A 26,386-nucleotide genomic window follows, 5' to 3' on the forward strand; every position below is an offset into this window, starting at 1 on the left:
CGCTATGTCTCACCAACGAGTGAGCATAGCGGGGCGGAGTGCTTTTGGGGGGATAGGGGGGCTACTGCAGCAGGCGGATCTTCTCCTCGAGGCGTTGTAGCTCGTTGCGCAGGCGGGCGGCATCGACGAAGTTGAGTTCCTTCGCAGCAGCCATCATCTCGCTGCGCTTCGTCTCGGCAAGCTCGCGGAGCTGGTCGAGCGAGAGGAACTGCTCGATGGGGTCTTCGACAGCTGCCTCGGGCGAAGCCTCGATGTAGGGAATGGCTTCATCGGCGCCCTTCTTGTCGGGGAAGGCGGAGGAGCTATTCTTGACGATCTGCTGGGGCGTGATGCCGTTGGCCTCGTTGTAAGCGATCTGCTTGGCACGGCGGCGGGCGGTCTCGTCCATCGTCAGGCGCATACTCTCGGTGATGTGGTCGGCGTAGAAGATGACACGCCCGTTGACGTTTCGCGCGGCACGCCCTGCCGTCTGCGTCAGCGAGCGGTGGCTACGCAGGAAGCCTTCCTTGTCGGCATCAAGGACAGCGACGAGGGCTACCTCGGGTAGGTCAAGGCCTTCACGCAGGAGGTTCACACCGATGAGCACGTCATAGACGCCCTTACGCAGGTCCTCCATGATCTGCACGCGCGTCAGCGTATCGACATCGCTATGGATGTAGCTACATGAGACGCCGTGCTTGATGAGGTACTCGGAGAGCTCCTCGGCCATGCGCTTGGTGAGCGTGGTGACGAGCACGCGCTCGCCTCGCTCGATGGAGATCTGTATCTCGTGCTCGAGATCATCGACCTGATGGAGTGTGGGGCGTACCTCAATAGGCGGATCGAGAAGGCCCGTGGGGCGGATGAGCTGCTCGACGACGACACCTTCGCTCTTGGTGAGCTCATATTCGGCGGGCGTCGCGCTGATATAGAGGATGCGTGGGGTGAGGTCGTCGAACTCCTCGAACTTCAGCGGTCTATTGTCCAGCGCAGCAGGCAGGCGGAAGCCGTACTCCACGAGGCTCGTCTTACGCGAGCGGTCACCGCCGTACATCGCATGGATCTGTGGTACGGTCACGTGGCTCTCGTCGATGATGAGGAGGAAGTCATTCGGGAAGTAGTCGAGGAGACAGAAGGGGCGCTCACCAGGCTGGCGACCATCGAAGTAGCGGGAGTAGTTCTCGATACCCGAGCAGTAGCCCAGCTCGCGGATCATCTCCAGGTCATAGGTGGTACGCTCGTAGAGGCGTTTGGCTTCGAAGGCACGGCCTTCGTCCTCCAGCTCCTGCACGCGCTGACCGAGGTCGACGTCGATCTGCCCGACGGCGGAATTGACCTGCTCCTGCGTCGTGACGAAGAGGTTTGCGGGGTGGACGATGAGGCGTGTCATCGGCCCGTATTCTCTACCGCTCTGTGGGTCGAAGGAAGCGATGCGCTCGATCTCATCGTCCCAGAAGGTCACACGGTACGCCACACCGTCAAAGCCTTCGATGGAGGGGAAGATATCGATGGTGTCGCCCTTGACACGGAAGTAGCCCGGGGTGAAGGTCAGGCGGTCGTTGACGTAGTGATTGAGGACCAGGTCGCGCTTCAGCTGCTCCTGACTGTAGCGCTGTCCCTCTTGTAGGCGCAGGATCTTCTCCTCGAAGGCCTTCGGGTCTGCCATACCATAGAGGCACGAGACGGAGGAGATCACGATGACGTCCTCACGCCCCGAGAGGAGGGAAGCCGTGGCGCGTAGACGGAGCTTCTCGATCTCGGCGTTGATCGCCATGTCCTTCTCGATATAGGTGTCGGAGGCGGCTATGTAGGCCTCGGGCTGATAGTAGTCGTAGTACGAGACGAAGTACTCGACAGCGTTGTCAGGGAAGAACGCCTTGAACTCCGCATAGAGCTGTGCTGCGAGGGTCTTATTGTGGCTAAGTACAAGGGTGGGCTTGCCGAGGCGGGCGATGACGTTGGCCGCGGTGAACGTCTTCCCCGAGCCTGTGACCCCGAGGAGCGTCTGGAAGGGAACACCCGACTCGAAGCCGTGGACGAGTTCGTCGATGGCCTGCGGTTGGTCTCCCGTGGGGCGGAAGCGTGAGGTGAGCTTGAAGGACATGGATGGAGCGATAGAGGGGATATAGTGAGTGGGTCGCCTCCACCCCCAGCAGCGGGTGATGGAGATGACCCACTGCTGGGGACTTGGATGGATCCGAGGGGAGGGCGATTACTTCGCCTGATGGACGGTGAGCTGTGGAAAGGGGAAGCCGATGCCGGCAGCGTTGAACTCCTTATAGATACGCTCGTTGATATCCAAGAAGACGTCCCAGTAGGTCTCGTTTGCCGTCCAAGCACGGATGACAATGTTCACGCTGCTGGCACCGAGAGACAGGAGGGCGATGGTGTAGTCGGGGGTCTTGAGGATGCGTGCGTCGGACTCGATGATGCTGCGCAGGAGGTTGCGAGCGCGGTCGAAGTCCTCATTGTACTCGATACCGATGGTCCATTCGACACGGCGGATATTCTCGTGCGAGTAGTTGATGATGTTGTTGCTGCTGAGGAGACCGTTGGGGATGAAGGCTGCCTTGTTGTCGGGCGTCAGTACCTCGGTGTGGAAGAGGCGGACGGCCTTGACCGTACCGTCAGTACCCTGCGACGAGATGAAGTCGCCGAGCTTAAAGGGCTTGGTGACGATGATGATGACCCCACCAGCCAGATTCTGCAGCTGGCCACTGAGAGCCATACCGACTGCCAGACCCATAGAGGCCAGGACAGCGGCGAAGGATACGGACTTCACGCCGAGGACACCGGCCAAGAAGAGGAAGAGGGCGATGTACAGTATCGCAGTGAAGACCGAATCAAGGAGTGAGACGGCTACTCCCTCGATATTGCGGCGGCGGAGGATCCCGTTGAAGATCTTCTTTAGGCGGGTGATGACGACCTTACCGAGCCAGAAGAGCACGAGCACGAGGATGACGCGCAGCCCGAAGTTGATACCAGCATTGAGCCACTCCTCGAGCATGCTCCGGCTGAACCAGTGCTTGATGTCGAGGTTGAGGGGCTGCGTAGCAGCTCCGATGGCTTCCTTGAGCTCCGAGCCTGCAGCCGAGTCAGCTGGTAGTATCTGTGCGAAGAAAAGAGGGTTCATAAGGAGAATAAGTTAGAATTTGGATATTAGTCGATATATAGGATGGCTTAGCTATGCGAGGTTCTGCTGCCTACGCTCCTCCCGAGTGCGGTGTCTCCAGCGCAGGAAGAAGTAGAGCATGGTGAGCCCCTTGAGTATGGAGGAGATGGAGATCGCCCACCAGACAGCTCGGATACCCCAGCCCCACGAGGCGAAGAGCAGGACCATCGGGATGCGTAGGTACGTGCCGACGATACTAACCGCTGCGGGGAGGTACGTGCGTCCGAGCCCGTAGAAGAGCCCTTCGGCGGTGATCTCCAGCATCATAAAGGCCTGCGAGAGCCCGACGATACCGAGGTAGACCGCACCTGCCTTGTAGGCGGCTTCCTCGGGGACGATGAGGGCGAAGATCTCCTCACCCCAGAAGACGAAGAGGAACGTCCCCAGTACGCCGATGATGAGCGTGAAGCTCAGGGCTCGGCAGAAGGCCGTATAGACGCGGCGGAGCTTACCAGCGGCGAAGTTCTGCCCGACGATAGTCGTCAGGGCTTCGGTGACGCCCGAGGCGGTGTTCCACGTCAGCGACTCGATCTGCGCACCCGTCGTCATCGTCGCCACGCCGATATGCCCACCGAGAGTGGATACCTGACGTCCGATATAGATGCTGACGAAAGCAAAGAGTACCTGCAGCGAAGCAGGGGGCACGCCGATCTGTAGGATGCGTCGTATCTGAGTCCAGTGCAGTCGGACGAGGAAAGGGAAGCCCCCGAAGAGCTTGTCACGCTTCACCTGATAGAGGAAGAGCAGGAGCACCAAGCCTTGGCTCACGACGGTCGCCAGTGCCGCACCCGACACCCCCCAGCCGAGGGTGAAGATGAAGAGCGGGTCAAGGAGCATATTCGTCGCCAGCCCGAGGATGGAGATACGGAAGGGCGTACGGCTATCGCCGATCGCATTGTAGATACCCGTGAAGGAGGCGGTGAGGTAGATGCTGGGGAAGCCTACGAGCGAGAGGTAGAGGTAGCTCAAGCCCTCGGCTCGTACGCTCGGGATGAGCGCATAGAGATCCAGGAGATTGCCTGCAAAGAGCAGGTAGATCGCCAGCATCCCCACGCTCAGGAGGAGGCTCATGCAGACGTTCTGCGAGGCATAGCTCTTGGCTTCGTCACGACGACCAGCACCGATACCCTGCGAGATCGTCACTTCGCTCCCGATCTTATTGATGAGTGCGAAGGAGGCAGCTATCCAGAGGAAGACGGAGGCCGCACCCACCGCTGCTAAGGCCTGCGAGCTCAGTCGCCCCAGCCAAATCATATCGGTGATGTTGTAGGCGATCTGCACGAAGCTCGTCCCCATGATCGGCAGGGCGATGCGGTAGAGGTGGCTTGAGAGGTCGCCTTGGGTGAGGTCTCTTATCTTGTCTTGCATTGGGGGCGTTACGGGGGTTATCGCTGAGGGTGGAGCTCGGTGAGCTTGTTGTACTTCATGCGCCAAGCGTAGTCCTGCAGGTAGGCCTTCAGGCGGAGAAGCATCGTGGGGAGAGGCGTCCCAGGCTGGTCCTTGATGTTGTGGAGCTGCTGGGGATCGGTCTTGAGGTTGTAGAGGGCTGTGACTTTCTGCCCGTCGAAGTGCAGGGCGTAGTCCCCCTCGATCATCTGGTAGATGCCGTCCATATCCTGCACGACGAAGCGGGGGCGTGTCGTGTCGAAGGGGCTACCACCGAAGGTCACCATCGGCTTGTCATCCCCGACGAGGTCGAGGATCGTGGGGAGTAGGTCGGCTTGGGAGGCGAGGTGCTCCGTATCACGGCCGACGAGTTCGCCTCGTGGGTCGAAGATGATGATAGGGATGCGGAAGGCACCCGTCGAGTTCTTGTACTGGGGCAGCGCACCTGGCACGGCGTGGTCAGCGACGATCACGAAGAGGGTATTGTCATACCAAGGCTGCTTGCTCGCTGTCTCGAAGAACTTCCGCAGCGCCATATCCGTGTAGGCTACGGCTTGGTGCATAGGGATCGTACCCTTGGGTAAGACCTTCTGATACTCCTCGGGCACACGGAAGGGGTGGTGCGAGGAGAGCGTGAACTCCGCCGCGAAGAAGGGCTGACGAAGCGAGCCGATCTGGCGAGCTACGTACTGGAGGAACTTCTCATCCCAGATACCCCAGTTGCCGTCGTAGTCAGCATCATTGGCGTACTCCGTCTTACCATAGTATTCCTTGACGCCTGCCTGCATTACGAAGGCATTGAAGCCCATAGAGCCGTTCGGCGCACCGTGGAAGAAGGCCGTCGAGTAGCCCATCGAGTCAAGGCGTGCGGGTAGAGCCGTGATGTTGTTCCCCGAGTAGATCGATAGGACGAAGGGGACGTGGGGCTTGAGGACCGAGGCGAAGATCGCAGGCATCGCATCGATGGACTTCTGACTATTGGAGTAGCCGTTGGTGAAGACATAGGAGCGCTGCATCAGCGAGTCGATGAAGGGCGTGAAGCCTTGGTAACCCGGGATATCTTGGTTGAGCCCGCCGACCCATTCGCGTGCGAAGCTCTCCCAGATGATGAGGACGACATTGCGCCCCTTGTACTTCCCTGAGACAGGTGTCGAGCCAGGGGTGTAGACAGAGTTGAAGTACTTCGGTACCTCGGCGAAGGGCATATATTGGTACTCTGGCAGGCTTGACTTGCCGATGGTGCGGATGAGGCTGAAGGGGGTGTTCAGCACCAGCGCACGCTGCTGAGGACGGCGGATATAGATGTTCGCATTGCTCAGTGTGATGGGGCGGGTCTCACTGGTGAAGCCACCGCGCCCAGCGACGATGGAGAGGTAGATACTCCCGCCGAGGAGGATCAGTGACGTGAGGTAGAAGGCCCACATACGGCCCGTGGGACGCTGCTTAGGACGGGGGAACTTCCCCTCGATGATACAGAAGAGAATGATAAGTCCGATCCCTAAGAGCGTTATCCCCCAATAGTCCACGAAGAAGCGGAGGAACTGGAATGGATTCTCACCTCCGAACTCTTCGAAGACCGCCAGCGTCGTACGCTTCAGTGTGAAGCGATAGTAGACGACGTCACCGAGGTTCAGTATGATAGCCAGACTCGTGACGATGCGATAGAGCCCCGTCAGCATACGCTGGTAGCCACGGCTGTAGGCCTGTGGTAGGGGGAGGAAGCTTAGTGTCGTCAACAGCAGGCTCGTGTAGACGATAGCGCTGAGGTCGAAGCGCAGGCCGCCCCAGAACATCAGGGCGAGCTGACCAGCCGAGCCGATCTCTAAGAGATCCTGATTGTATAGGCAGAATATCCCTCGGCAGATGCTGTAAATGACGAAGGAGAGGAGGAAGCGCAGGAGGAGAAGTCGGACCTGAGCGCCGAGCGGCGTGAGGGCCGAAGACGTAGACGAGGAGGTCATCGGTAATTACTATGTATCTATTTGGCTACAAAGGTACAAATCTTAGTCCAAGCAACTGGGGATCGTGCTTGCAAGGTGAAGCCCTTGCTTGCCCCTTCCTAATGCCTATTCTTACTCCGTTAGTTAGATGGGGTGCTTCTCTGCCTGCAGAAGTGACGTCCATAAGAGGGGGTAGTATGAACTACTACTGGTCCGCAGTCAAACCAGTACTGGTCACTACTACGAACCACTACTGGTCTGCGCGTGAACCACTACTGGTTCGCTCGCGAAGCACTACTGGTCCGACCACGCACCAATAGTGGTTTACATCACCTCTCTATAATAGGATAGCTCGCTTCACTATTGAGGAGCATAGCAAAGAAATGTGGCGATGAGACCGAAGTCCCACCGCCACACATCACACACACACATGCATATACACTGAAAATACACTCTCTAATACACTACTACTTTCTTAGAATGGGGGTGGTCCTGGAGGGCCCTGACGCTTCATATCGCTCTTGCTACCGCCACCGCTGAAGCTATCGAAGCGGTAGATGAAGTGGAGCATAGCGTAGCGGCCGAGCGTGTTGGACTCTTCGATGGTGCTGGACATCGCCGTGATGCTTTGGTAGATGCTGCGACGGCTATTCAAGAGGTCGTAGCCCTTGAGGCGGATGGTCGCCTTCTTCCCAGCGAGGAAGCTATAGGAGAGACCAGCGTTCAGCAGGACCTGATCCTGATTGTAGCCAGCGGCGTAGCCACGTGAGGTGGTGTAGGTCGCTTCACCCTCGAAGGCAAAGCCCAGCGGCAGGGTGATATTGGTCGTATAGCCGAGCGAGTAGTCCTTCGTCGCGGGTGTGACGGCTGAGGTCAGCGTATTCGAGGCGTTGTAGTAGCCGAAGCCTCCCTTGAGGGTCATATCGATGCCCGTGATGCGGTAGTTCAGACCGAGCTCCTCACGTAGGCGGAGGGAGAGGCTACGGTTCTTGTCACCGTTGATATAAGTATTGCTACGAGCCAGGTCGTTGAAGGAAGCTACGCGGATGGAGAACTTCTTCCCAGGGAGGGTCTGTGTGAGGAAGCCACCGATGCCGACCGAGGCATTGCCGTCTACGTTGGTATAGTCGATGGTGCGCTTACCCGTCGTGACATCATAGAGTGAGCGCTGGATGATATCATTCTGTACGACCTGAGCACGACCGAAGACGGAGAGCGACGTCTGCGTCTTCGTCCAGTACTTGCTGAAGCGCCCGAAGAGGTTGTGCTGGAAGCCTGGGAGCAGGTCCTGATTCCCGACGTAGGAGATGAGGGGATTCGTCACATCCTGTACGGGGGAGAGCTGCTCGTTGGTAGGGGCGAAGCTACGACCGAAGTAGTCGAGACGAAGCTCCGTGCCACGCTGAGGCTTGTAGCTCATACGCAGGGTAGGGGAGAAGTTCAGCGTCGTGCGGGAGATAGGAGTAGCCGTGATACCGCCGACGACGGAGTGGCTGCTGATGCTCGAAGACTCGAGGTTGACCCCAGCGGTCACATCGTAGGTCTTGCCCTTCTTCTTCAGTGCGATACCTGCCTGATGCGTGAGGTACTCTGAGCGGAACTCATTGCTGTACGTCGCGTTGTGCACCGTGTAGGCTCCCGTGAGGTCGGTGTCGAAGGCGTCGCGTGAGCTATTGCTCTGTGAGCCCTTGATCTGGTAGGTGAGCTGCGTGAAGTAGCCCTTGCCGAGAGGCTCTACCCAGCCGAGGCGTGCCTGATAGTTCGTGCTACGCGTACGGCTGTCGATGCGCTGGTCGACGGACTGATTCGTCGTCGAAGTGCGGTCGAAGAGATTGTAGAGGTACTTCCCCTCGCCCGTCTCATCTTCGATACCGAAGCGCGTGGAGAGCGTGAGGGTACGGCCTGCGGCACTCAGACGACGGCTACCATCGAGGCGCAGAGTCCCGTTGATATTCTTCTGTAGGGTGTTCTGCGTGAGGTCGCTGGAGTTGATCAGCGTGCTCGTGGCATCCTCGAGGGTCTTCGTCGTGGAGGTGTAGGAGCCTTGACTGCGGCCGTAGCGGAGCTCGGGGGAGACGATGATCTCCGTCAGGCTGTCGGGCTTCCACTCCATGCGGATGTTCGCTCCGTAGGAGTCCTTGTCGCTACGCTCCGTGCTCTTGCCTGTCTCCGTCGTCGAGCCTGTGGAGAGGTAGTTCTGCTGCCAGCTGTCCGTGATCTTATTGGTGGTGTTGCGACCGCCGAGGACGTTGGCATTGAGCTGGAGCTTCGAGGAGAGCGTCTGATTGAGGTTGCCGCCGAGCATTCTTGAGGTCAGGATACCGTTGGCATCACGGCGGGGCATACCGCCACCCCCTCTGTTGCCACGACGACCTGCACCCATGCCCATCATGAAGCCGAGCTGATTGCCGTCTTGGCTGATGTCGGTGAAGCCAGCGTTGTTCGTATTGTTGAGACTCCCGATGATGGAGAACTGATTGTCGTCAGCGAAGCGGCTGAGGGTTAGGTTCGCTTCGTAGCGCTTGCTCGTACCTGCACCAGCGTAGGCCGTACCGAAGAGTCCCTTCTTCTTCCCCGCCTTGATGGTGAGGTTGATGACGGTCTCTTCATTGCCGTCGGAGAAGCCCGAGAGGCGGGCTGCTTCACTATCGCGGTCGAGGACCTGTACCTTCTCGACGACTTCGGCGGGGAGGTTGTTGGCTGCTACCTTCGGGTCACCCTCGAAGAAGCGCTTGCCGTCGACCATGATCTGCTTGACGGTCTTCCCGTTGATGGTGATATTGCCGTTCTCATCGATGCTGGCTCCAGGGAGCTTCTTGATGAGGTCAGCGACGACCGCCCCTTGGTTCGTGGTGAAGTTGCCGGCGTGGAATTCGATCGTGTCACCCTTGATGACGACGTCGCTGGTCTTCCCGACGACCTTCACCCCTTCGAGGACTTCGCCCTCAGCTTGGAGGGTGATGGTGGGCAGCGTGAGAGACTGCTTCTCGAGACGGATGGGGGTGGTGTGGGTCTTGTACCCGACGTAGGAGACGCGCAGGGTGTAGCTTCCTGCAGCGATTCCCTTGAGGTGGAAGGCGCCGTCCTTGGCGGTGATGGCACCTGTCTTGAGCTTGCCGTCACTCTGGAGGAGGCTCACGCTGGCGCCGAGGAGTGCTTCACTCTTCTCGTCGAGGGCACGGCCCGTGATCGTGTATAATGAGTCCTGTGCGCGCAGGCCTGCAGGCAGGCCGAGCAGTAGAAGTAGGAAGCTCATAAGGCCGATGATGGAGCGGCTACGGAGTCTATTCATAAATGCTGTATTCTAGAGTACGAGCTGGAGGGCGCGTTTAATCGTAGCGTAAATTTTTTGAAAAGGACTTGTAGATCGCTCCAAAAGCAGTGCAGGCCCCCGCTCCAGAGAGCGGGGGCCTGCGGCGTTATGGACTAAAGATAGGGTGGGGTTACTTCGCCGAGCGGATGCGATCGTCGAAGGCGGTCAGTGCTGCCTTCGCGCCTTCGCCCATAGCGATGACGATCTGCTTGTAGGGCACCGTCGTGCAGTCGCCAGCGGCATAGATGCCGGGGACAGAGGTGCGGCAGCGCTCGTCGATGACGATCTCGCCACGGCGCAGCTCGACCAGCTCCTCGAAGGGCTTGGTGTTGGCTGCGAGACCGATCTGTACGAAGAGGCCATCGAGGGCGATCGTCTCTTCGTCGCCGCCATCACGTGGAGCGATGGTGAGGCCCGTGACCTTCGTGCCATCACCGAGGACGGCCGTCGTAGCTACAGCCTTGCGTACGGTGACGTTGGGCAACGTGGCGAGCTTCTCCTGCAGGACGATGTCGGCACGCAGGGTGTCCATATACTCGAGGACGACGACGCTGCGGCAGATACCAGCCAGGTCGATAGCTGCCTCGATACCGGAGTTCCCACCGCCGATGACAGCGATGTCCTTGTCCTTGAAGAAGGGGCCATCACAGTGGGGGCAGAAGGCGACACCACGACCGATGTATTCGGCTTCGCCAGGGACGCCGAGCTTGCGCCAAGAGGCACCCGTAGCGAGGATGATCTGAGGGGCGGAGAGCTCTTCGCCGAGGTTCGTCTTCACCAGCTTCGTCTCACCATCGATGACGGCTTCGACGCGGCGGTTGTCGAGGAGGTCGATATGATAGATCTCCGCATGCTTGCGCAGGTCAGCAGCGAGCTGCGTACCCGTCGTGGCGCTGACGGAGGGGATGTTTTCGATACCCGTAGTCTCGTTCACCTGACCACCGATGCGCTCAGCGACGACGGCGACGTGGAGTCCCTTACGTGCGGAGTAGATAGCCGAAGCGATACCTGAGGGACCGCCACCGACGACGATGAGGTCGTAGCTACGGCGGATAGGCTCAGCGGAGACGGGCTCGGCGCCGATCTTCTCTTCGAGGGCAGCGAGGAGATCACCGAGGGAAGCCTTACCGATATGTACGAGCGTGTCGCCAGCGTAGACGGCGGGGACAGAGCTGATGTTGCGGGCGTTCACTTCGTCCTGAAAGAGTGCGCCGTCGACCATCTCGTGCTCGAGGCCTTCGTTGTAGAGTGCCATGACGTTCAGCGCCTGGACGACTTCGGGGCAATTAGTACAGCTGAGCGAAGCGTAGGTCGTGAGGCGCAGAGGCGTCTTCAGCGCAGTGATACGGCGGATGAAGACCTCTTCGGGGAGGTTCTTGCCCTGACCGTCAGCATTGAGGACGGCGAGGATGAGGGAGGTGAACTCGTGACCGCCAGGGATAGCGCGGAAGGAGATGCCTGTAGCCTGCCCATCACGGAGGATGCTGAGGCGAAGGACATCCGCGGGACGTACCTCGACGGAGATCTGGGGGCTGGTGCTGGCGAAGTCGCGTGCCATCGTGGCGAGCTCTTCGCTCTTGGCGTCGCCTGCGTTGTCGACGACGAGGGTATACTGGTGCTTCAGGTTAGCGAAGAGACCCTGAAGCTGAGTGATGATATTCTGATCGAGCTGCATAAGAGTAAGTCGAATGAGTGAGGAAGTATATATGGTATAGACGAAGCACGGGGGAGGTAGAGTCGTGCAGACTCTACCTCCCCCGTTTTGTGTTGAGCCCTTGCCTTCGTGAAGGTAAGACCTTCGGCTGGGGGTAGAGGTGCTTCTTAGAGCTTACCGACGAGGTCGATGCTGGGGGTCAGCGTAGCGTCGCCTTCCTTCCACTTAGCGGGGCAGACCTGGCCTGGGTGTTCGTGGACGAACTTAGCAGCCTTGACCTTACGGAGGAGTTCGCTTGCGTCACGACCGATACCGTTGTCGTGGATCTCAGCGATCTTCAGCTCGCCATCGGGGTTGAAGAGGAAGGTACCACGGTAAGCCTGACCAGACTCTTCGCCGAGGACGCCGAGGGCAGCCGACAGCTCGAAGGTCATATCAGCGAGCATCGTGTACTCGATCTTGCGGATCGTCTCGGTAGCGTCAGCCCATGCCTTGTGGACGAAGTGAGAGTCGGTGCTGACGGAGTAGATGTCTACGCCGAGAGCCTGGAACTCAGCATAGTGGTCTGCGAGGTCAGCAAGTTCGGTGGGGCAAACGAAGGTGAAGTCACCAGGGTAGAAGAAGAGGATGCTCCACTTACCCTTGAGGTCTTCGTTAGAAACTTGGATGAAACCCTTGTCCTTGCGGTAAGCGTTAACCTTGAACTCGGGGAGCTGGCTGTTGATGTAACACATAATCTATAACTGAATTTCTTGAAAGTGTGATGAAGCGCACCACGGGGGTGCTCTCGATTTGTGATGCAAAGGTAGCCCAACCTTTTACAGCCTCCAATTCGCCCCATATATATCGGTATAAATAAAATAGATAATTCTGTATTGCGCTCCACTCTCGGAGGGGCTTTCTCCCGCTCTATACAGGGGGGCTGAACCTATATTGGTCGCTGAGCTGACCTATATAGATCGACGCGCCGACCAATATAGGTCACGATGCCGACCTCTATTAGATTGTTGCTCTGTGTAGGGATAAAAGTTGCGGACGAGCGGTAGATAAGTTTGGACTACGTACGTGGCTCTAATATCTACGTACGTGGATATTTGGACTGACGTGCCTGGTCTTTAAATCTACGTGCGTAGACAGAGGAAAACCACTACGTGAAGGTGCTTTTTCCTTCGCGAGAACGATGCTTTTTCCTCCACTGGATAAGAGGAATACGCGCGATAAAGCGAAGGGCTTGTGTATCTCTTCGGAGAGGCATATCGTGGAGCTGGGCGTGCGATGCCTTAGCAGAATAAATAGAGAGTAGGGCTCTATGCAACAGTTTTATATATTATGGAGTGTCTCTTCTTCGTGGCTCGTCGTGCGCCTCATTGAGGTGGTGCAAGTGGTGTGATGAATGTGGGCTTCAGGCGCGTCTTTAGAGGGGTAATTGGCTGTGCTATGGGCGGGTGGGGTAGGAGATACAATAAATTATGTCTATATTTGCAGTCCATTAGCGCTCCTACGGTTACCAACCCAGCAGCTTCGGCTGCAGCGATAAAGTAGAACAAATTATAACGTTATAACGATAATGAAGAAAGGAATTCATCCAGAGAACTACCGTCCTGTAGTATTTAAGGACATGTCTAACGAAGACATTTTCATCACGCGCTCGACGATGCCCGCTAAGGAAACGATCGTCGTAGACGGAGTAGAGTACCCTCTGATCAAGGTGGAAATCTCCAGCACGTCGCACCCCTTCTTTACTGGTAAGGCTAAGCTCGTCGACACGGCTGGTCGTGTGGACAAGTTCATGAGCCGCTACGGCAACCGCAAGAAGTAGTCGTCGACTCGGACAAAGCTCTCGCTGGTGACGTGAAGTACAAGCGTCCCCAAGAGTGCCCAAAATACAAGAGGTCATCTCCCTGCAACGGGGAGATGACCTCTCTTCTTATCTATCTGTGCTTAGGCTGGATAGCTTGTGTGGGGGCGTGCCTCTTGAGAGATGATTAAGTCATTCAGTATGATACCCCTTCCGTGTATCATAAAAATGTTATCTTCGTGATCACAAATAGATATCAAAGCTAGAGTATATGAAGACAAGACTCTCAGCGTTGGCCCTTGCACTCCTCCTGGGTGGAGGTATGGCCTCAGCGCAGAAAATCTTGGTCACAGGGCGCGTCACTAATGCTTCGAATGCGGTGCTCCCTAAAGTCCAAGTCGTCGTAAAGGAGACTGGTCGCAGCATGACAACTACCGAGCAAGGACTCTACGTCATCGAGCTCGAGTCGGGCCAGACCCTTCAGTTCATCCTCAACGGTAAGGTCCTCAAGACTGTCGTGGCGAATCAGCCACAGGTGGATGTGGAGCTCCCAGTGCAAGCCCCAGAGCAGGGGAAGCCTAAGGCCGACACCACCGCTACGCACTCGGGCGACGGGAAGGATGATGTGATCCTCTCGACCTCGAGCCGTGGGGCTACCTCGATCACGGGGAAGGCTCGCCCACTGTGGGTGCTCAATGGCGTCGTCCTCGGTAGCGACTACGGTAGCCTGGAGTCCTTCGCTGGGGCTGACCCCAAGCAGGTCGCTGCAGGTCTCGTGCCAGGTCTGAGTGCTGAGAACATCGCCTCGGTGCGCATCCTCACCACCTCATCGGAGACCTCAAGCTACGGCCCACGTGGTATCGCTGGGGTCGTGGAGATCACGACGAAGTCTGGCTCTGCTGGTGTCTCTTCCCTTAGCTATCGCGGGGAATATATCTACCGCCCCATCCCCACGTACAACGACCTGAACGTGATGAACTCCCAGCAGCACGTGGCCCTCATCCAGGACCTGCTCGACGGGGGTATGTATCCGATCCACACGCTGGAGACGTCTAAGGACCAGGGGCTCATCGGCCGTATGTACCAGCTCTTCAACGAGCTCGACGAATCGGGTAAGCCCCGTCTGTCCAATGATGAGGCCTCACGTCTGGCTTACTTCCGCGCCGCTGAGCGTGCGAATACCAACTGGTTCAAGCAGCTCTACCGTAATACCATCGTCCACAACCATACGCTGAGCTTCAACGGCGGAACGAATAAGACGAACCTCTTCGCCTCGCTCACCGCTCGCGTCGACCCAGGGTGGACCATCGGCAGCCGTGCCAATACCTACTCGGGTAGTATGAGTGCGGACTACAAGCTCCTGCCTACGCTGAAGATCGGGCTGAATATCATCGGGGAGTACAACACCTCCGAAGAGCCTGCTACCTCAGCAGTCAAGTACGCCAATACGACGAGCCGCGCACTGCTCCCCACGGAGAGCTATACGAAGGACTACGTCTCCTACAATATCTTCGACGAGCTCCGTGAGAGCCGCCGCACCCGCACTCAGGGTTATCTGGGTATCCAGGGTACTGCCACGTGGGATATCCTCAAGCAGCTGCGTGCTACCTTCGTCACCGACGTCAAGTACACCAATACGGTGACCTTCCTCGATAACACCGAGCACTCCGTCTTGGCCCGTAGTATGCGCGCTATGCAGACGACCAACGTACGCAACAATAATAAGAACCTGCGTACCGACCCCAACGACCCCTACGCACTTCCTTACTCCGTACTCCCCGAGGGCGGTATCCGTGAAAGCCGCGTCGTACAGAACTATGTGAATAGCTTCAAGTTCGACCTCGACTATCACCAGACCTTCGGCAAGCACAACGTCCTCGCTGCTGCTGGTATGGAGCTCAATCAGGGGAATGTCCAGAACAACTGGAACATCAACTACGGTGTCCTCTACGACCTGGGCTACCACTCCTACTACCTCCCCGACGCTATCCAGCGCCTCTATGAGCAGGGGAAGGACTACTACACCATCCGCAATAAGGTCAATAACAACCTCGGCTTCCTCACTCGCGCCAGCTATACCTACGACGACCGCTACTCCATCGACGCTCTGCTGCGCTTCGACGCCAGCAACCGCTTCGGTCCCTCGCGCTATGTCCGCTGGCTCCCCACGTGGAATGTGGAGCTGACTTGGGGTGTCGATCGTGAGAGCTTCTTCCGTCATCTGAAGCCCCTCTCCTCGATGCGCCTGAAGACTTACGTCGGGCTTGTCGCAGACAACCCCTCCGTCACCAACTCCCTCGAGGAGATCTATCCTAATATCCCCTGGCGCCCCAGCTCGAAGGAAATCGCTCTGGCATATAGCAACCTCGCTAACCACGACCTGACCTACGAGAAGACGATGACCTATGGTGCACGCCTCGGCTTCGGCCTCTTCAAGGGCCGTATCTCGGCTGAGATCGATGCCTACCGTCGCCGTAGCTATGACCTCGTCGGTCCTATCTACACGCAGTCGCTCGGTGGTGTCGCACAGAAGGATGGTAACGTGGCGGAGCTGAAGTCTTCGGGTCTGCAGTTCACCCTCTCGACGGTGAACTTCAAGACGAAGACCTTCAGCTGGACGACGGGCTTCTCTTACCTCCACAAGACGAATAAGATCACCTCGCTCCTGAGTAGCCCCACGGTCCGTACGATGGTCTCGGGCTCTGGCTTCTCTTACGAAGGCTATCCACTCTCCTCCGTCTTCTCCATCCCCTTCCTCGGTCTGACGAACGAAGGTATGCCTCGCTTCTACAACGAGCGTGGGGTAGAGACGCTCGGCGACTTCAACTTCTCGAGCAGCAATATCAACTTCCTCAAGTACAGCGGTACGCTTGACCCAACGGATGTCGGTACGCTGACCAATACCTTCCGCTATAAGAACTTCACCTTCTCGGCGAATATCAACTATGAGTTCGGCGCTGTGACGCGTCTGCGTAGCATCTCCAACACGGACGACTACTCAGCCTTCCCACGTGAGCTGACTCAGCGCTGGAAGAAGCCTGGTGACGAGGCCTACACGGATATCCCTCGTATCCCCACCAGCTACGCCTTCGACCAGTACGGGGCGGACAACCTCATCAACGGCTTCTATGCCTACAGTGCCTCCACGGCGCGTATCGTCAGCGCAGACCTCGTACGCCTCAAGGAGATCTCTATGGAGTACACGGTCTCGAAGACCCTCCTGCGTCGCACACCGCTGAAGAACCTCGCGGTGAAGCTGCAGGCCCAGAACCTTATGCTCCTCTATTCGGATGCTCGTCTACGTGGCGATGACCCTGCTTATATGTACAGCTCTTCGGTCACCGCTCCTAAGAAGCTCATCCTCACCCTGCGTGTCGGACTCTAAGCGAGATACTATTATGATGAATAGACTCTTCGTGCCCCTCGTGGCCCTCGTGGCTCCCCTCGTCCTCGGATCTTGCAACAAGCTCCTCGATGAGCTACCCGACGAACGTGTGCAGCTTGATACTCCTGAGAAGATCCGCCTGGCACTGTCCAACGCTTATCCTATCACCTCCTTCGCCTACGCCTGTGAGATGTCTACGGATAATGTCGATGACTACGGGACGGACAACCCGAACTTCACGAAGTTCACCTACGACCTCGTCTACTGGAATGACGGCCCTGAGTACAACCAATCCGATGGTATGCGTGCCCTGTGGCGTGCCCACTACCTCGCTATCCAGCACGCCAATGCTGCACTGGAGGCTATCGACAAGCTCGGCGGAGGTACAGAGCTCAACCCCCACAAGGGGGAGGCGCTCGTGGCTCGTGCGTACTCGCACTTCGTCCTGGTGAATCTCTTCGGTAAGCACTACAATACCTCTACCAGCTCCACCGACTTAGGCGTACCCTATATGACGGCCCCTGAAGTGACGCTGAATCCCCAGTACACGCGTAATACCGTCGCTGAGGTCTATGCAGCTATCGATAAGGACCTCACCGAAGGGCTTCCCCTCATCTCGGATAGCTACTACAAGCAGAAGGCCTACCACTTCAATAAGGCCGCTGCCGAAGCGTTCGCCGCTCGCTTCTACCTCTACTATGAGCAGTGGGACAAGGCGATCGAGCACGCTACGAAGGCGCTCGACGGGAAGGCGCCTCGCCGCTGGTCAGACTTCCAGGTCGCCAGCATCGTCGGTGCTAAGACGGAGGATGCTTACGCTAAGCTCTTCACTCGTGAGTCGGTCACGGCGAACTTCCTCCTGCAGCCCGTCGCCTCCAATGCGGTCGACTACTTCTCCTACGCTCAGATGAAGCGCTTCTCTATGACGCACCGCACGGCTGAAGAAGTCTTCATCGGTGAGAATATCTGGCGCAGCTCCACGACACCGCAGGCCGACTACTGGCAGGTACCCTTCGTGTCGTCCTCGTACAACTACCGTGACGTCATCAACCAGTCGAAGTACCCCTACTACGCAAGTAAGAAGGGGAACACGCTCGTCGTGCCCTTCACCGCTGAAGAGACCCTCCTGGTACGTGCCGAAGCTGAGATCATCAAGAAGCAGTACGATGCTGCTGTCACCGACCTCAACACGTGGACGGCTGCCTACCTCAATACGACCAAGAATACCTTCACGAAGGATGAGATCATCGCCTTCTATAAGGCTCTGGACTATAACTCCGCCACAGCTCCTACGATGAAGAAGAAGCTACATCCCTCCTTCACCCTCGATGGGGGCGAAGATCAGGAGATGCTCCTTCACCACCTCCTGCAGTGCCGCCGCGTAGCTACGGCTCACGAAGGGCTGCGCTGGTTCGACATCCGCCGCTATGGCATCGAGGTCTACCGCTTCGTCCACGACACGAAGGACCGCGCGAAGTACACCGTAGCTAAGACCCTCACCTCGGGCGATGAGCATACGACCTTCCAGATCCCGCAGAACGTCCGCAACGCTGGCCTCGAAGCTACTCCCCGCACAAGTAACTAATCCTCAAGCTCGCCTCATCGCGCCACACTATGAATATGACTCTAAGGAAAGCCTCCCTGTGGGCCCTTGCTGCTCTCACGATGGCCCTCGGCAGCTGCCGCAAAGTGGATGCAGATATTAGCTCGACCTCCGTACTCAATGCCTCTGCTAACCGCACGGCAATGGACGAGTACATCGAGCGCGAAGTCACCTCACCCTACAACATCCAGATCTACTATCGCTATACCGAGAGTGAGATCGGCCGTAACTGGGTGACCTCCCCCGCCAACGAGTACAACAGCCTTCAGTTCGTCAACGTCCTCAAGTACCTCTTCCTCGAGCCTTATACCGAGGTGATGGGTGTGGACTTTGTACGCCGCTTCACGCCACAGGCCTTCGTACTTACGGGCCTCTTGGCCTACAACCCACCGCCCAGCAACTCGAATACGCGTGCTTCGACGGTCAATGGGGTCAAGATCATCTTTATGAACATCAATAGCTTCGACTTCCCTTCGCTCAAGCAGTACTACCACACGCTGGATAGTCTGAAGACTGTGCTGGAGACCGATACCTCCGTGCAGGCAGAGTATGATCAGTGGAAGACTTGGCTGGATGGCCAGAACTCTACCTACCTCGAGCGCTTGAAGGACGTCTACCTCCGTACGATGTACCACGAGGCAGCGCATACCTTCCACCAGAGAGTCGAGCCCACGACGGACTTCGACAAGATCACCTCGCTCGACTACCGTCAGGCCGACTGGATCTCCGGCTGGACGCGTGAAGGGAAGAAGTCCATCGAGTATGGCTTCATCACCAACTATGCCAGCCAAGAGCCTCACGAAGACTTCGCTGAGCTCTTCGGGAACTATGTCATCCTTAGTGCCGATGAGTGGGAGGCCAAGCTCGTCTCTGCTGACGTGATCCCCGCAGGGCGCACCCGATCGGGGCGCTCCATCATTGAGGAGAAGATCACCATCATCAAGGACTATATGCTCAATACCTGGGGGCTCGATATGGATAAGCTCCGTGCGCAGCTGCACGCTCGCTATCCCAACTTCGCTCGTCAGGACTTCACTACAATGACCTCATCCACGACACAGCAATGAACTATACGAAGATCTTCGCCCTCGCTACGGGCGCTCTCCTTTGGATGAGCTCTTGCACCAGCTCCAGCGATCTTGATAAGCTCCCCGATGCTGCCGTCCGCACTCAGGAGGCGATCAGTGAGACGGTCTCCAAGCTCGAGGGACACGATGGCTACTGGCGCCTCACTTACTACCCCGACACGAAGCGTGCCTACGGGGGATACTCGATGTATGTCCAGTTCAAGGACGGTCGTGTCACGGCGCTCTCCGAGCTCTCGACGACCTCTACGAACTCAACCTATTCGGTGAAGAACATCGATATGCCCACGCTTACCTTCGATACGCGTAGCAATGTCCTCCATCACTTCATCACCTCTACCGAGTACTTCCGTAATGCGCGTGGCGGTGACTTCGAGCTCCTCCTAATGGGGCAGCGTGGCGACAGCATCCTCCTGCAGGGTCGCAAGTACCGCAATCAGATGAGCCTCGTCCCGATGACGACAGACCCTGCGACGGAGATCGCAGCGCTGCAGGCTATGGCTACGAAGTTCCAGGGGAAGAACTTTGCTCCCATCTCCATCGGTACGGCTGGCTCGGTATCCTTCCGCTTGAATCCCACCTACCGCCAGCTGGAGTACACGTCCACGAGTGGAGAGACGACGACCACGCAGAAGATGGCCTTTGCCTACACGACTGATGGCCTTCGCTTCTATGAGCCGATCACCATCGGTGGGGTCACGATCTCGGGCTTCCGCCTCAGCAGTGACGGCACGAGCGTCACGTCTATCGAGGGCGATGTCACCACAACGGTGGTCTCGCTCCCTATTGATCTCGTGAACAAGAGCTATGTCGCTTACCTCAAGGCCGACTCGGCTGCGGATGACTTAGTCTCCTTCTTCACGCGTGTCAATAATACCCTCTACCGCAATCGCAAGGCTCGTATGTCGGCTCGCACCTACTTCGGTGTGAATACCGCTGCCGACCAGACGGCAGGCCTTGTGGGGAATGACACGAAGATCGCCAGCTTCCTCACGATGCCCATCTATGAGCAGACCAACGGTAGCTACACGCGTCTCTCCTACGAGGTAGACTTTGTGCCTGTCGGGGATGATCCCACGCAGGTCGATATCATCGCTCGCGATGGGAATGAGTCGACGTGGTGGTACTGGTATGCCTCGGCTGCCGAATATTGGGTGAGCCGCCTCGCTACGCGTGCGCCCTATACCGTCGAGACGCTGACGGATGCCGCAGGTGCTACCTACTACAAGCTCACCAGCGTGAAGTATGCTGATAAGGCGTGGTTCTACCTCTACGAGGTCCAGTAGCCCGCTCTGTCCAGTAGCTATATACGAAGACCGCCCGAAGCACGCTGAGTGCTTCGGGCGGTCTTTTTATGTGCTTACGCGTGGAGTGCGTCGAGCTTAGAGGTCTTCGTAGAGGCGTACCCACCCATGGTTGTCGGGATAGTCGCCATACTGGATAGCTCTCAGGCGCTCGTAGAGGGCGGTGCAGATAGGACCTGGGTTGCCGTCCTTGCTGATGACGTAGCTCTTGTCTTCGTCGAGGTCATCTACGCGCAGGATAGGGCTGATGACAGCTGCCGTACCGCAGGCACCTGCTTCGTCGAAGGTAGCGAGCTCTTCGACATGGACGGGGCGGCATTCGACCGTGAGGCCCATATCTTCGGCCAGCTGCATGAGGCTCTTGTTTGTGATCGAGGGCAGGATCGAAGGGCTCTTAGGGGTGATGTAGCTCTTGCCACGGATCCCGAAGAAGTTCGCAGGCCCACACTCATCGATGTAGAGCTTCTCCTTAGCATCGAGGTAGATGACGGCTGAGTAGCCCTTGTCGTGGGCGAGGACGCCTGAGCGAAGGCTGGCAGCGTAGTTCCCCCCGACCTTGTACTGCCCAGTCCCGAGGGGCGCAGCGCGGTCGTAGCCACGCATGATAGCCATGGGGCTGGGGCGGAAGCCCGACTTGAAGTAAGCACCTACGGGCGTGACGAACATGAGGAACATGTATTCGCTCGCGGGGCTGACGCCGACCTGCTTGCCGAGCCCGATCATCAAGGGACGGATATAGAGTGATGCGCCGCTCTCGTAGGGAGGGATGAAGTCCTTATTGAGGCGGAGGACCATGTCGAGGGCTTCGAGGAAGCGCTCGGTGGGTAGCTCGGGCATCAGGATGCCTCGGCTAGTGTGCTGCATGCGGGCAGCGTTCTCCTCAGGGCGGAAGACGCGTACCTTACCATCCTTCCCGCGGAAGGCCTTCAGACCTTCGAAGGACTCCTGCCCGTAGTGAAGGCAGGTCGAGGCCATGGGGATGGTGATCATGTCTGAGGAGGATACTTCCCATTCGCCCCACTGGCCATTGCGATAGTAGCAACGTACATTATAGTCTGTGGGGTGGTAGCCGAACCCGAGGTTCTTCCAGTCCAGCTGTTGTCCGCTTTCCATTGTAGTTCTTTTTAGAGGTGGTCGATTATTCGAAATCTCATTGGGCTCCACTGGAGGGAGCCATAGGCAAAGATAGAGAAAAGTGCTTATCTCCGATAGTAAGCCCTTCGCCCGCTCTTCTCCTACCTATATAATAGAGAGATAGGGGAGTGGGAATGCCCCCTTCTTCCTCGTATAGAGTCGTGCTGCGCCCCTCGGGAGAAAAAGTCTTGACTACTACGAGATAAACCCGCCTACCTCTACTCTAATAAGCTCAACCACGTACGTAGTCCTAATATCTACGTGCGTGGTCCTATAGATTCTCGTGCCTGGATTTAATGTCCACGTACCTGGATCAAGGAATACCACCGCTCGGCGTGCTTTCTTCGTATATGGCTTCGGTAGCTTTTCTCCTCATCTCGCGAGGAAAAGCACTATATGGATGGGGGCGCTTTAGGCATTGAAACAAAGGCGAATGTCAGCCGATCGGTAGTGGGAACTTTCGCCCAATCGTTGGGGAGATTTGGTAGTATGAAAGATGTGTACTATCTTTGCACTGCAATTCGAGAGCTACGAAGCGACAAGGAAGTGTGGGTGAGTGGCTGAAACCAGCAGTTTGCTAAACTGCCGTACGGGCAACCGTACCACGAGTTCGAATCTCGTCGCTTCCGCTGTTAGAGTTGCTAAGACTTATGATGGTGCCATAGCTCAGTTGGTAGAGCAAAGGACTGAAAATCCTTGTGTCCCCGGTTCGATTCCTGGTGGCACCACAAAGAAGAAGAGAGGTATTGCGACGCAGCAGCGTGTGATACCTCTCTTTTTGTTTTTCCCTCCTGTCCTCTTTCTTTCTCATCTATGAGTACGTCCTCCACAGCTTCTGCACCCGCGCGAGCTCCACGCTCATCGAATATAGAGCTACTGCGTATCGTAGCGATGCTCTTTATTATGTTTGGCCACCTGAGTCGAGAGGGTGGGGCTGGGCTCCCCTCTGCTGACTTCCTCCATTCTGTTCCCTTCTTAGGCGGGCTGGGTGTTTGGTTTCGTATGATGAATCTCACAGGGGTAGATATCTTCGTCCTGATTTCAGGCTACTTTGCCATTCGGCCTCGGGTGAACTCAGTCGTCTCCCTCTTCTTTCAAGGGATCTTCTATTCTGTCGGGATGTATGCGTTCTGGGTGCTAACGAAGCAAGCGGACTTCTCTCTGGGAGAGCTGTCGATGCACCTCAAGCCCATGAAAGTCTATTGGTTCTTTGGTAGCTATGTGTGGCTGGTACTCCTAGCTCCTGTGCTGAACCGCTATGTGGAGAGCGCAACGAAGCGTGAGTTCGGGCTGTTCCTTGCTGTTTACTATTTCTTTGCCTGTGGCATGGAGTGGTGGATGAGCGCATCATCTGAGCTGCAGAGAGGATACTCTGTCTTAGCCTTCATTGGGCTGTATCTTTTAGCTCGCTACGTGCGACTTCATGGTGGTCGCTGGTGTGAGCTGGCTCCACGATATGACCTTCTGATATTCCTGGGGTCAACCGCTCTATCCGCATTGCTTGCCCTCGTCCTCTTCTGGGGTATGGGGCGTCCCTTGGTGGGGGATGATCCTCTTGTTGACCGACTCGTTAGCTATACCTCGCCCCTATGTATTGTTGCCTCGCTCTCGCTTCTCCTCTTTTTCAGTAAGATCAAGCTGGGGTATATTCGCTGGGTCAACTGGCTCGCAGCCTCCTCCTTCTCCGTCTACCTTCTGCATGAGGAGTATTTGACACGTGACCGCTATCTTGCTCTCGCAGATTATGTGGGACAGCACTATGCGGTACTCGTTGGTGTCCTCCTCCTGGTGGCTTTTGTTCCGGGGCTTTATTTCGCCACGACACTTGTTGATCAGGTGCGTCAGCAGCTTTGGAAGAAGCTCTTTTCTTCTTGGCTCGATCGACTGGAAAGCGCTGTCGTCAATAGGCTGAGGTCGTGAGGCTTTTGCCCTTAATTTATCTGTATCTTTGTGGAAAAAGATAGGGCATACTTTTGCCCATAACGATATATGCGCAGTATGAAGATTGCTTATTGTCTCTTTGGTACCTACTCTACTGGTGGTATTGAGCGTGTTACGACGGTTAAGGCTAATTGGCTTGCAGAGCATGGGTACGAGGTGTATCTTGTGACGACAGGTCATGCCGGCCGCCCATCTTACTATCCATTGCATCCAGCTATCAAGCATATTGACTTGGGTATTTGCTATGACGAGCCAGGTGTTCTCTCTCGTTTTTCTGTTTATCTCCGTAATCAGCCGAAGTATCGCAAGCATAAGGAAGAGCTAGAGAAGCTCTTTGCCGAGATTCGCCCTGATATAGCAATAGCAGCTGGCTGGCATGAGGCTTCGTTCCTTTTTCAGCTGAAGGACGGGAGTAAGAAGATTATTGAACATCACTCTTATCGCTATCAGAATATTGCGATTTATCCTCTGTTTCTAAAGCAGCTTAGCCGTGTGACGCCAGTCATTCGATTTAAGTATTGGCTGCGTACGGTGTGGGGTAATTTGATGACCTATAAGCAGGGATGCTATGATAAAAAGTTTGATCAACTAGTTGTCCTTACAGAGGAGGATAAGGCTTATTGTTCGCACTGTCCTACGGCGGTGGCTATTCCTAACCCTCTGACCTTCGAGCCTGCTGGCAAGAGCGACTTGTCGGGGAAGGTGATCCTTGGAGTTGGTCGTTTGAGTAATGAGAAGAACTTCACAGAGCTTATAGATGTTTGGGCGCTGATCGCCAAAGATTACCCCGACTGGAAGCTGCGTATCGTGGGTGAAGGCTATACGGATACGCGCATCCTGCAGAAGGTCAAGGAGTACGGGCTGGAGGATCAGTTTGAGCTGTGCCCCTTTACAAAGGAGATTCAGAAGTACTACTTGTCAGCCTCTGTATATGTCATGACCTCTGCTTTTGAAGGCTTACCTCTAGTCCTCGTTGAGGCGGAGTCGATGGGCCTTCCCCTTGTCTCTTATGCTTGTCCCTGTGGCCCACGTGATATCATTACGGAGGGTAAGGATGGCTTCCTTGTGGAGCCAGGGGATCAGAAGACCTTCGCTACACGCCTGAGGACGCTTATTGAGGATGAAGACCTCCGTCATCAGATGGGACAGGCTGCAAAGCTCAACTCCGAGCGCTTCTCCCTCGATAATGTCATGAAGCAGTGGGAAGCTCTCTTTACCGAACTGACCGCTAAGTAAAGTCCATTCGATAATCACCATATCCTCCACCCATGAATATACAGCAGCTCGAGTATATACAGGCCTTGGATAAGTTCCGCCACTTTGGGCGGGCCGCCGACTTTTGTCAAGTTACCCAGCCGACGCTCAGCACGATGATCCAGAAGCTCGAGGATGAGCTCGGCGTCAAGATCTTCGACCGTAGCCACCAGCCCATCATCCCGACGGCAGTCGGACGTCGCATCCTCGATCAAGCCGCGGTTATCCTTCTGCAGGTCGCACAGGTCAAGGAAGTTATTCGCGAGGAGCAAGAGGCACTCACGGGGGCGCTTCGCCTCGGCGTCTTGCCGACTATCGCACCCTATCTCCTGCCACTCGTCCTGCCGCTGCTGCGCAAGCATCTCCCCGATCTGAAGATCACGATCACGGAGCTCAAGACCAGCGAGTGCGTCGCCAGCCTGCTCTCAGGGCAGATCGATGTCGCGCTGATCGCCTCGGCATCGGAAGATGAGTTGCTTGTTGATCGTCAGCTCTTCTTCGAGGAATTCCTTGGCTATGTGCCTCGTCGCTCCGAGCTCTTTGAGGAGACGTCGATCCGCTCGGCCGAAGTCAGTCGCTACCAGCTTTGGCTCTTGGACGAAGGGCACTGCTTCCGCGACCAGCTCGTGAAGTTCTGCCACTTGAAGAATGCCCCCAATCAACGCTTCAGTTATAGCCGTGGGAGCCTGGAGACGTTTATGCACTTCGTCGAGCAGGGCAATGGCGTGACGTTCGTGCCTGAGCTGGCGGCGAAGACGCTGAGTGCCGAGCAGAGCGAACTCATCCGCCCCTTTGCGCTGCCTCGTCCTGCACGCTGCGTCACGCTGGTGCACCACCGCGACTACGTGCGTCACGCCGTCGTCGACCGCCTGAGCGAGGTGATCTGCCAAGCCGTCCCCAAGGAGATGCTTCGTCTCCGCCCCGGCCAAGACCTCGTCTAAGTGAAGCCAAGTCCCACCCCATATAAGCAGGGAGCATACAGCCGGTGTGCTGTGTGCTCCCCGCTTTTTTTGCGTGTAGAGTGTGACTTGCCTATGATAAGTGTATTAGTGAATGGTGAGATTTCGTTCCACTTTCGGAGCTCTACTTTGGTATGATCATATATAATGTACGCGCGCGAATTGGTCGGAAAACTGCCTTGTCGTCGTATGAATTTGCGTGCTTATTTGGAAGTTTGGGTGATTTTTCCCTACCTTTGCACTCGCAAAAGAAACGAACGGCCTTGCGGTGACGCAGGTAGTTTGACTTTAAGAGATCTTTGAGATAATTGATATTGACAAACAGAAGTGTAGTAACAAACGTTTAGGGAAAAGAAGACCTAACCGTCAATTACGACCTTTACTTAGGTAGAGATACACTAATAAATCTGAAGCAAGAATCATTTTTAGAGCAAGACAAACAGAACAAAGTACAATAAAATATTGACAATGAAGAGTTT

16 protein-coding genes and 2 tRNA genes are annotated in these 26,386 nt (G+C 56.5%); 10 read left to right on the plus strand and 8 right to left on the minus strand.

Features of this window, described 5'->3' with window-relative positions; all coding sequences use genetic code 11:
• Positions 1–61: 61 nt before the first annotated feature.
• From uvrB to ahpC, 7 genes are all read right to left on the minus strand, one after another.
• Positions 62–2,083: an excinuclease ABC subunit UvrB gene (gene uvrB, locus KO088_RS08120; RefSeq protein WP_188807998.1), complete on the minus strand. Its 2,022-nt coding sequence runs from the start codon at positions 2,081–2,083 to the stop codon at positions 62–64.
• Positions 2,084–2,191: 108 nt separating this feature from the next.
• Entirely contained in the window at positions 2,192–3,112 is a 921-nt protein-coding gene (locus tag KO088_RS08125; protein ID WP_215494311.1) for a mechanosensitive ion channel family protein, read from the minus strand.
• A gap of 51 nt (positions 3,113–3,163) precedes the next feature.
• Complete coding sequence (locus KO088_RS08130) at positions 3,164–4,519, minus strand: MATE family efflux transporter (protein WP_215494312.1); 1,356 nt, start codon at positions 4,517–4,519, stop codon at positions 3,164–3,166.
• Between the two features lie 17 nt (positions 4,520–4,536).
• Entirely contained in the window at positions 4,537–6,498 is a 1,962-nt protein-coding gene (locus KO088_RS08135; RefSeq protein ID WP_215494313.1) for an LTA synthase family protein, read from the minus strand.
• Positions 6,499–6,952: 454 nt separating this feature from the next.
• Positions 6,953–9,769, minus strand: coding sequence for a TonB-dependent receptor (locus KO088_RS08140; RefSeq protein WP_215494314.1), 2,817 nt, complete (start codon positions 9,767–9,769; stop codon positions 6,953–6,955).
• Between the two features lie 151 nt (positions 9,770–9,920).
• Positions 9,921–11,465, minus strand: a complete 1,545-nt coding sequence (ahpF, locus tag KO088_RS08145; RefSeq protein WP_215494315.1) for an alkyl hydroperoxide reductase subunit F — start codon at positions 11,463–11,465, stop codon at positions 9,921–9,923.
• A 146-nt stretch (positions 11,466–11,611) separates the two neighbouring features.
• A complete protein-coding gene (gene ahpC / locus KO088_RS08150; RefSeq protein ID WP_215494316.1) occupies positions 11,612–12,178 on the minus strand; it encodes an alkyl hydroperoxide reductase subunit C in 567 nt (188 codons plus the stop codon).
• Between the two features lie 833 nt (positions 12,179–13,011).
• Here ahpC and KO088_RS08155 point away from each other — a divergent pair.
• From KO088_RS08155 to KO088_RS08175, 5 genes are all read left to right on the plus strand, one after another.
• Positions 13,012–13,263: a type B 50S ribosomal protein L31 gene (locus KO088_RS08155; RefSeq protein WP_009433247.1), complete on the plus strand. Its 252-nt coding sequence runs from the start codon at positions 13,012–13,014 to the stop codon at positions 13,261–13,263.
• Between the two features lie 250 nt (positions 13,264–13,513).
• A complete protein-coding gene (locus KO088_RS08160; protein ID WP_215494317.1) occupies positions 13,514–16,627 on the plus strand; it encodes a SusC/RagA family TonB-linked outer membrane protein in 3,114 nt (1,037 codons plus the stop codon).
• 13 nt (positions 16,628–16,640) lie between these two features.
• Positions 16,641–18,212, plus strand: a complete 1,572-nt coding sequence (locus tag KO088_RS08165; protein WP_215494318.1) for a RagB/SusD family nutrient uptake outer membrane protein — start codon at positions 16,641–16,643, stop codon at positions 18,210–18,212.
• A gap of 35 nt (positions 18,213–18,247) precedes the next feature.
• The gene (locus KO088_RS08170; RefSeq protein ID WP_215494319.1) at positions 18,248–19,297 is read left to right on the plus strand and encodes a substrate import-associated zinc metallohydrolase lipoprotein; all 1,050 of its coding nucleotides are present in this window, start codon (positions 18,248–18,250) and stop codon (positions 19,295–19,297) included.
• Entirely contained in the window at positions 19,294–20,601 is a 1,308-nt protein-coding gene (locus tag KO088_RS08175) for a DUF4302 domain-containing protein (protein ID WP_215494320.1), read from the plus strand. The genes KO088_RS08170 and KO088_RS08175 overlap by 4 nt, the downstream gene beginning before the upstream one ends.
• Positions 20,602–20,697: 96 nt before the next feature.
• Here the strand turns inward: KO088_RS08175 and KO088_RS08180 are convergent, their stop codons facing one another.
• Positions 20,698–21,732, minus strand: coding sequence for a branched-chain amino acid aminotransferase (locus KO088_RS08180; protein WP_215494321.1), 1,035 nt, complete (start codon positions 21,730–21,732; stop codon positions 20,698–20,700).
• Positions 21,733–22,295: 563 nt separating this feature from the next.
• On the opposite strand from KO088_RS08180, the gene KO088_RS08185 reads away from it, so the two are divergent.
• The 5 genes from KO088_RS08185 to KO088_RS08205 all read left to right on the plus strand — a co-directional run bounded on the left by KO088_RS08185 (position 22,296) and on the right by KO088_RS08205 (position 25,889).
• Positions 22,296–22,382, plus strand: a tRNA-Ser gene (locus KO088_RS08185).
• A 26-nt stretch (positions 22,383–22,408) separates the two neighbouring features.
• Positions 22,409–22,481, plus strand: a tRNA-Phe gene (locus KO088_RS08190).
• An 85-nt stretch (positions 22,482–22,566) separates the two neighbouring features.
• On the plus strand, positions 22,567–23,673 hold the full coding sequence (locus KO088_RS08195) for an acyltransferase family protein (RefSeq protein WP_215494322.1): 1,107 nt from the start codon (positions 22,567–22,569) through the stop codon (positions 23,671–23,673).
• Between the two features lie 78 nt (positions 23,674–23,751).
• Positions 23,752–24,930 carry a glycosyltransferase family 4 protein gene (locus KO088_RS08200; RefSeq protein ID WP_215494323.1) on the plus strand — a complete coding sequence of 393 codons (1,179 nt, stop codon included), beginning with the start codon at positions 23,752–23,754 and terminating at the stop codon, positions 24,928–24,930.
• Positions 24,931–24,962: 32 nt separating this feature from the next.
• Positions 24,963–25,889 (plus strand): LysR substrate-binding domain-containing protein, encoded by a 927-nt coding sequence (locus KO088_RS08205; RefSeq protein WP_215494324.1) that lies wholly within the window; start codon positions 24,963–24,965, stop codon positions 25,887–25,889.
• Positions 25,890–26,386: the final 497 nt, after the last annotated feature.

The sequence above is a fragment of the Porphyromonas bobii genome (assembly GCF_943169685.1).
In the GTDB taxonomy this organism is placed as follows: Bacteria; Bacteroidota; Bacteroidia; order Bacteroidales; family Porphyromonadaceae; genus Porphyromonas; species Porphyromonas pasteri.

Bases quoted from the DNA above. Each gene is read 5' to 3' on its own strand.
- uvrB (WP_188807998.1), bottom strand. From the start codon at position 2,083: ATGTCCTTCAAGCTCACCTCACGCTTCCGCCCCACGGGAGACCAACCG.
- KO088_RS08125 (WP_215494311.1), bottom strand. From the start codon at position 3,112: ATGAACCCTCTTTTCTTCGCACAGATACTACCAGCTGACTCGGCTGCA.
- KO088_RS08130 (WP_215494312.1), bottom strand. From the start codon at position 4,519: ATGCAAGACAAGATAAGAGACCTCACCCAAGGCGACCTCTCAAGCCAC.
- KO088_RS08135 (WP_215494313.1), bottom strand. From the start codon at position 6,498: ATGACCTCCTCGTCTACGTCTTCGGCCCTCACGCCGCTCGGCGCTCAG.
- KO088_RS08140 (WP_215494314.1), bottom strand. From the start codon at position 9,769: ATGAATAGACTCCGTAGCCGCTCCATCATCGGCCTTATGAGCTTCCTA.
- ahpF (WP_215494315.1), bottom strand. From the start codon at position 11,465: ATGCAGCTCGATCAGAATATCATCACTCAGCTTCAGGGTCTCTTCGCT.
- ahpC (WP_215494316.1), bottom strand. From the start codon at position 12,178: ATGTGTTACATCAACAGCCAGCTCCCCGAGTTCAAGGTTAACGCTTAC.
- KO088_RS08155 (WP_009433247.1), top strand. From the start codon at position 13,012: ATGAAGAAAGGAATTCATCCAGAGAACTACCGTCCTGTAGTATTTAAG.
- KO088_RS08160 (WP_215494317.1), top strand. From the start codon at position 13,514: ATGAAGACAAGACTCTCAGCGTTGGCCCTTGCACTCCTCCTGGGTGGA.
- KO088_RS08165 (WP_215494318.1), top strand. From the start codon at position 16,641: ATGATGAATAGACTCTTCGTGCCCCTCGTGGCCCTCGTGGCTCCCCTC.
- KO088_RS08170 (WP_215494319.1), top strand. From the start codon at position 18,248: ATGACTCTAAGGAAAGCCTCCCTGTGGGCCCTTGCTGCTCTCACGATG.
- KO088_RS08175 (WP_215494320.1), top strand. From the start codon at position 19,294: ATGAACTATACGAAGATCTTCGCCCTCGCTACGGGCGCTCTCCTTTGG.
- KO088_RS08180 (WP_215494321.1), bottom strand. From the start codon at position 21,732: ATGGAAAGCGGACAACAGCTGGACTGGAAGAACCTCGGGTTCGGCTAC.
- KO088_RS08195 (WP_215494322.1), top strand. From the start codon at position 22,567: ATGAGTACGTCCTCCACAGCTTCTGCACCCGCGCGAGCTCCACGCTCA.
- KO088_RS08200 (WP_215494323.1), top strand. From the start codon at position 23,752: ATGAAGATTGCTTATTGTCTCTTTGGTACCTACTCTACTGGTGGTATT.
- KO088_RS08205 (WP_215494324.1), top strand. From the start codon at position 24,963: ATGAATATACAGCAGCTCGAGTATATACAGGCCTTGGATAAGTTCCGC.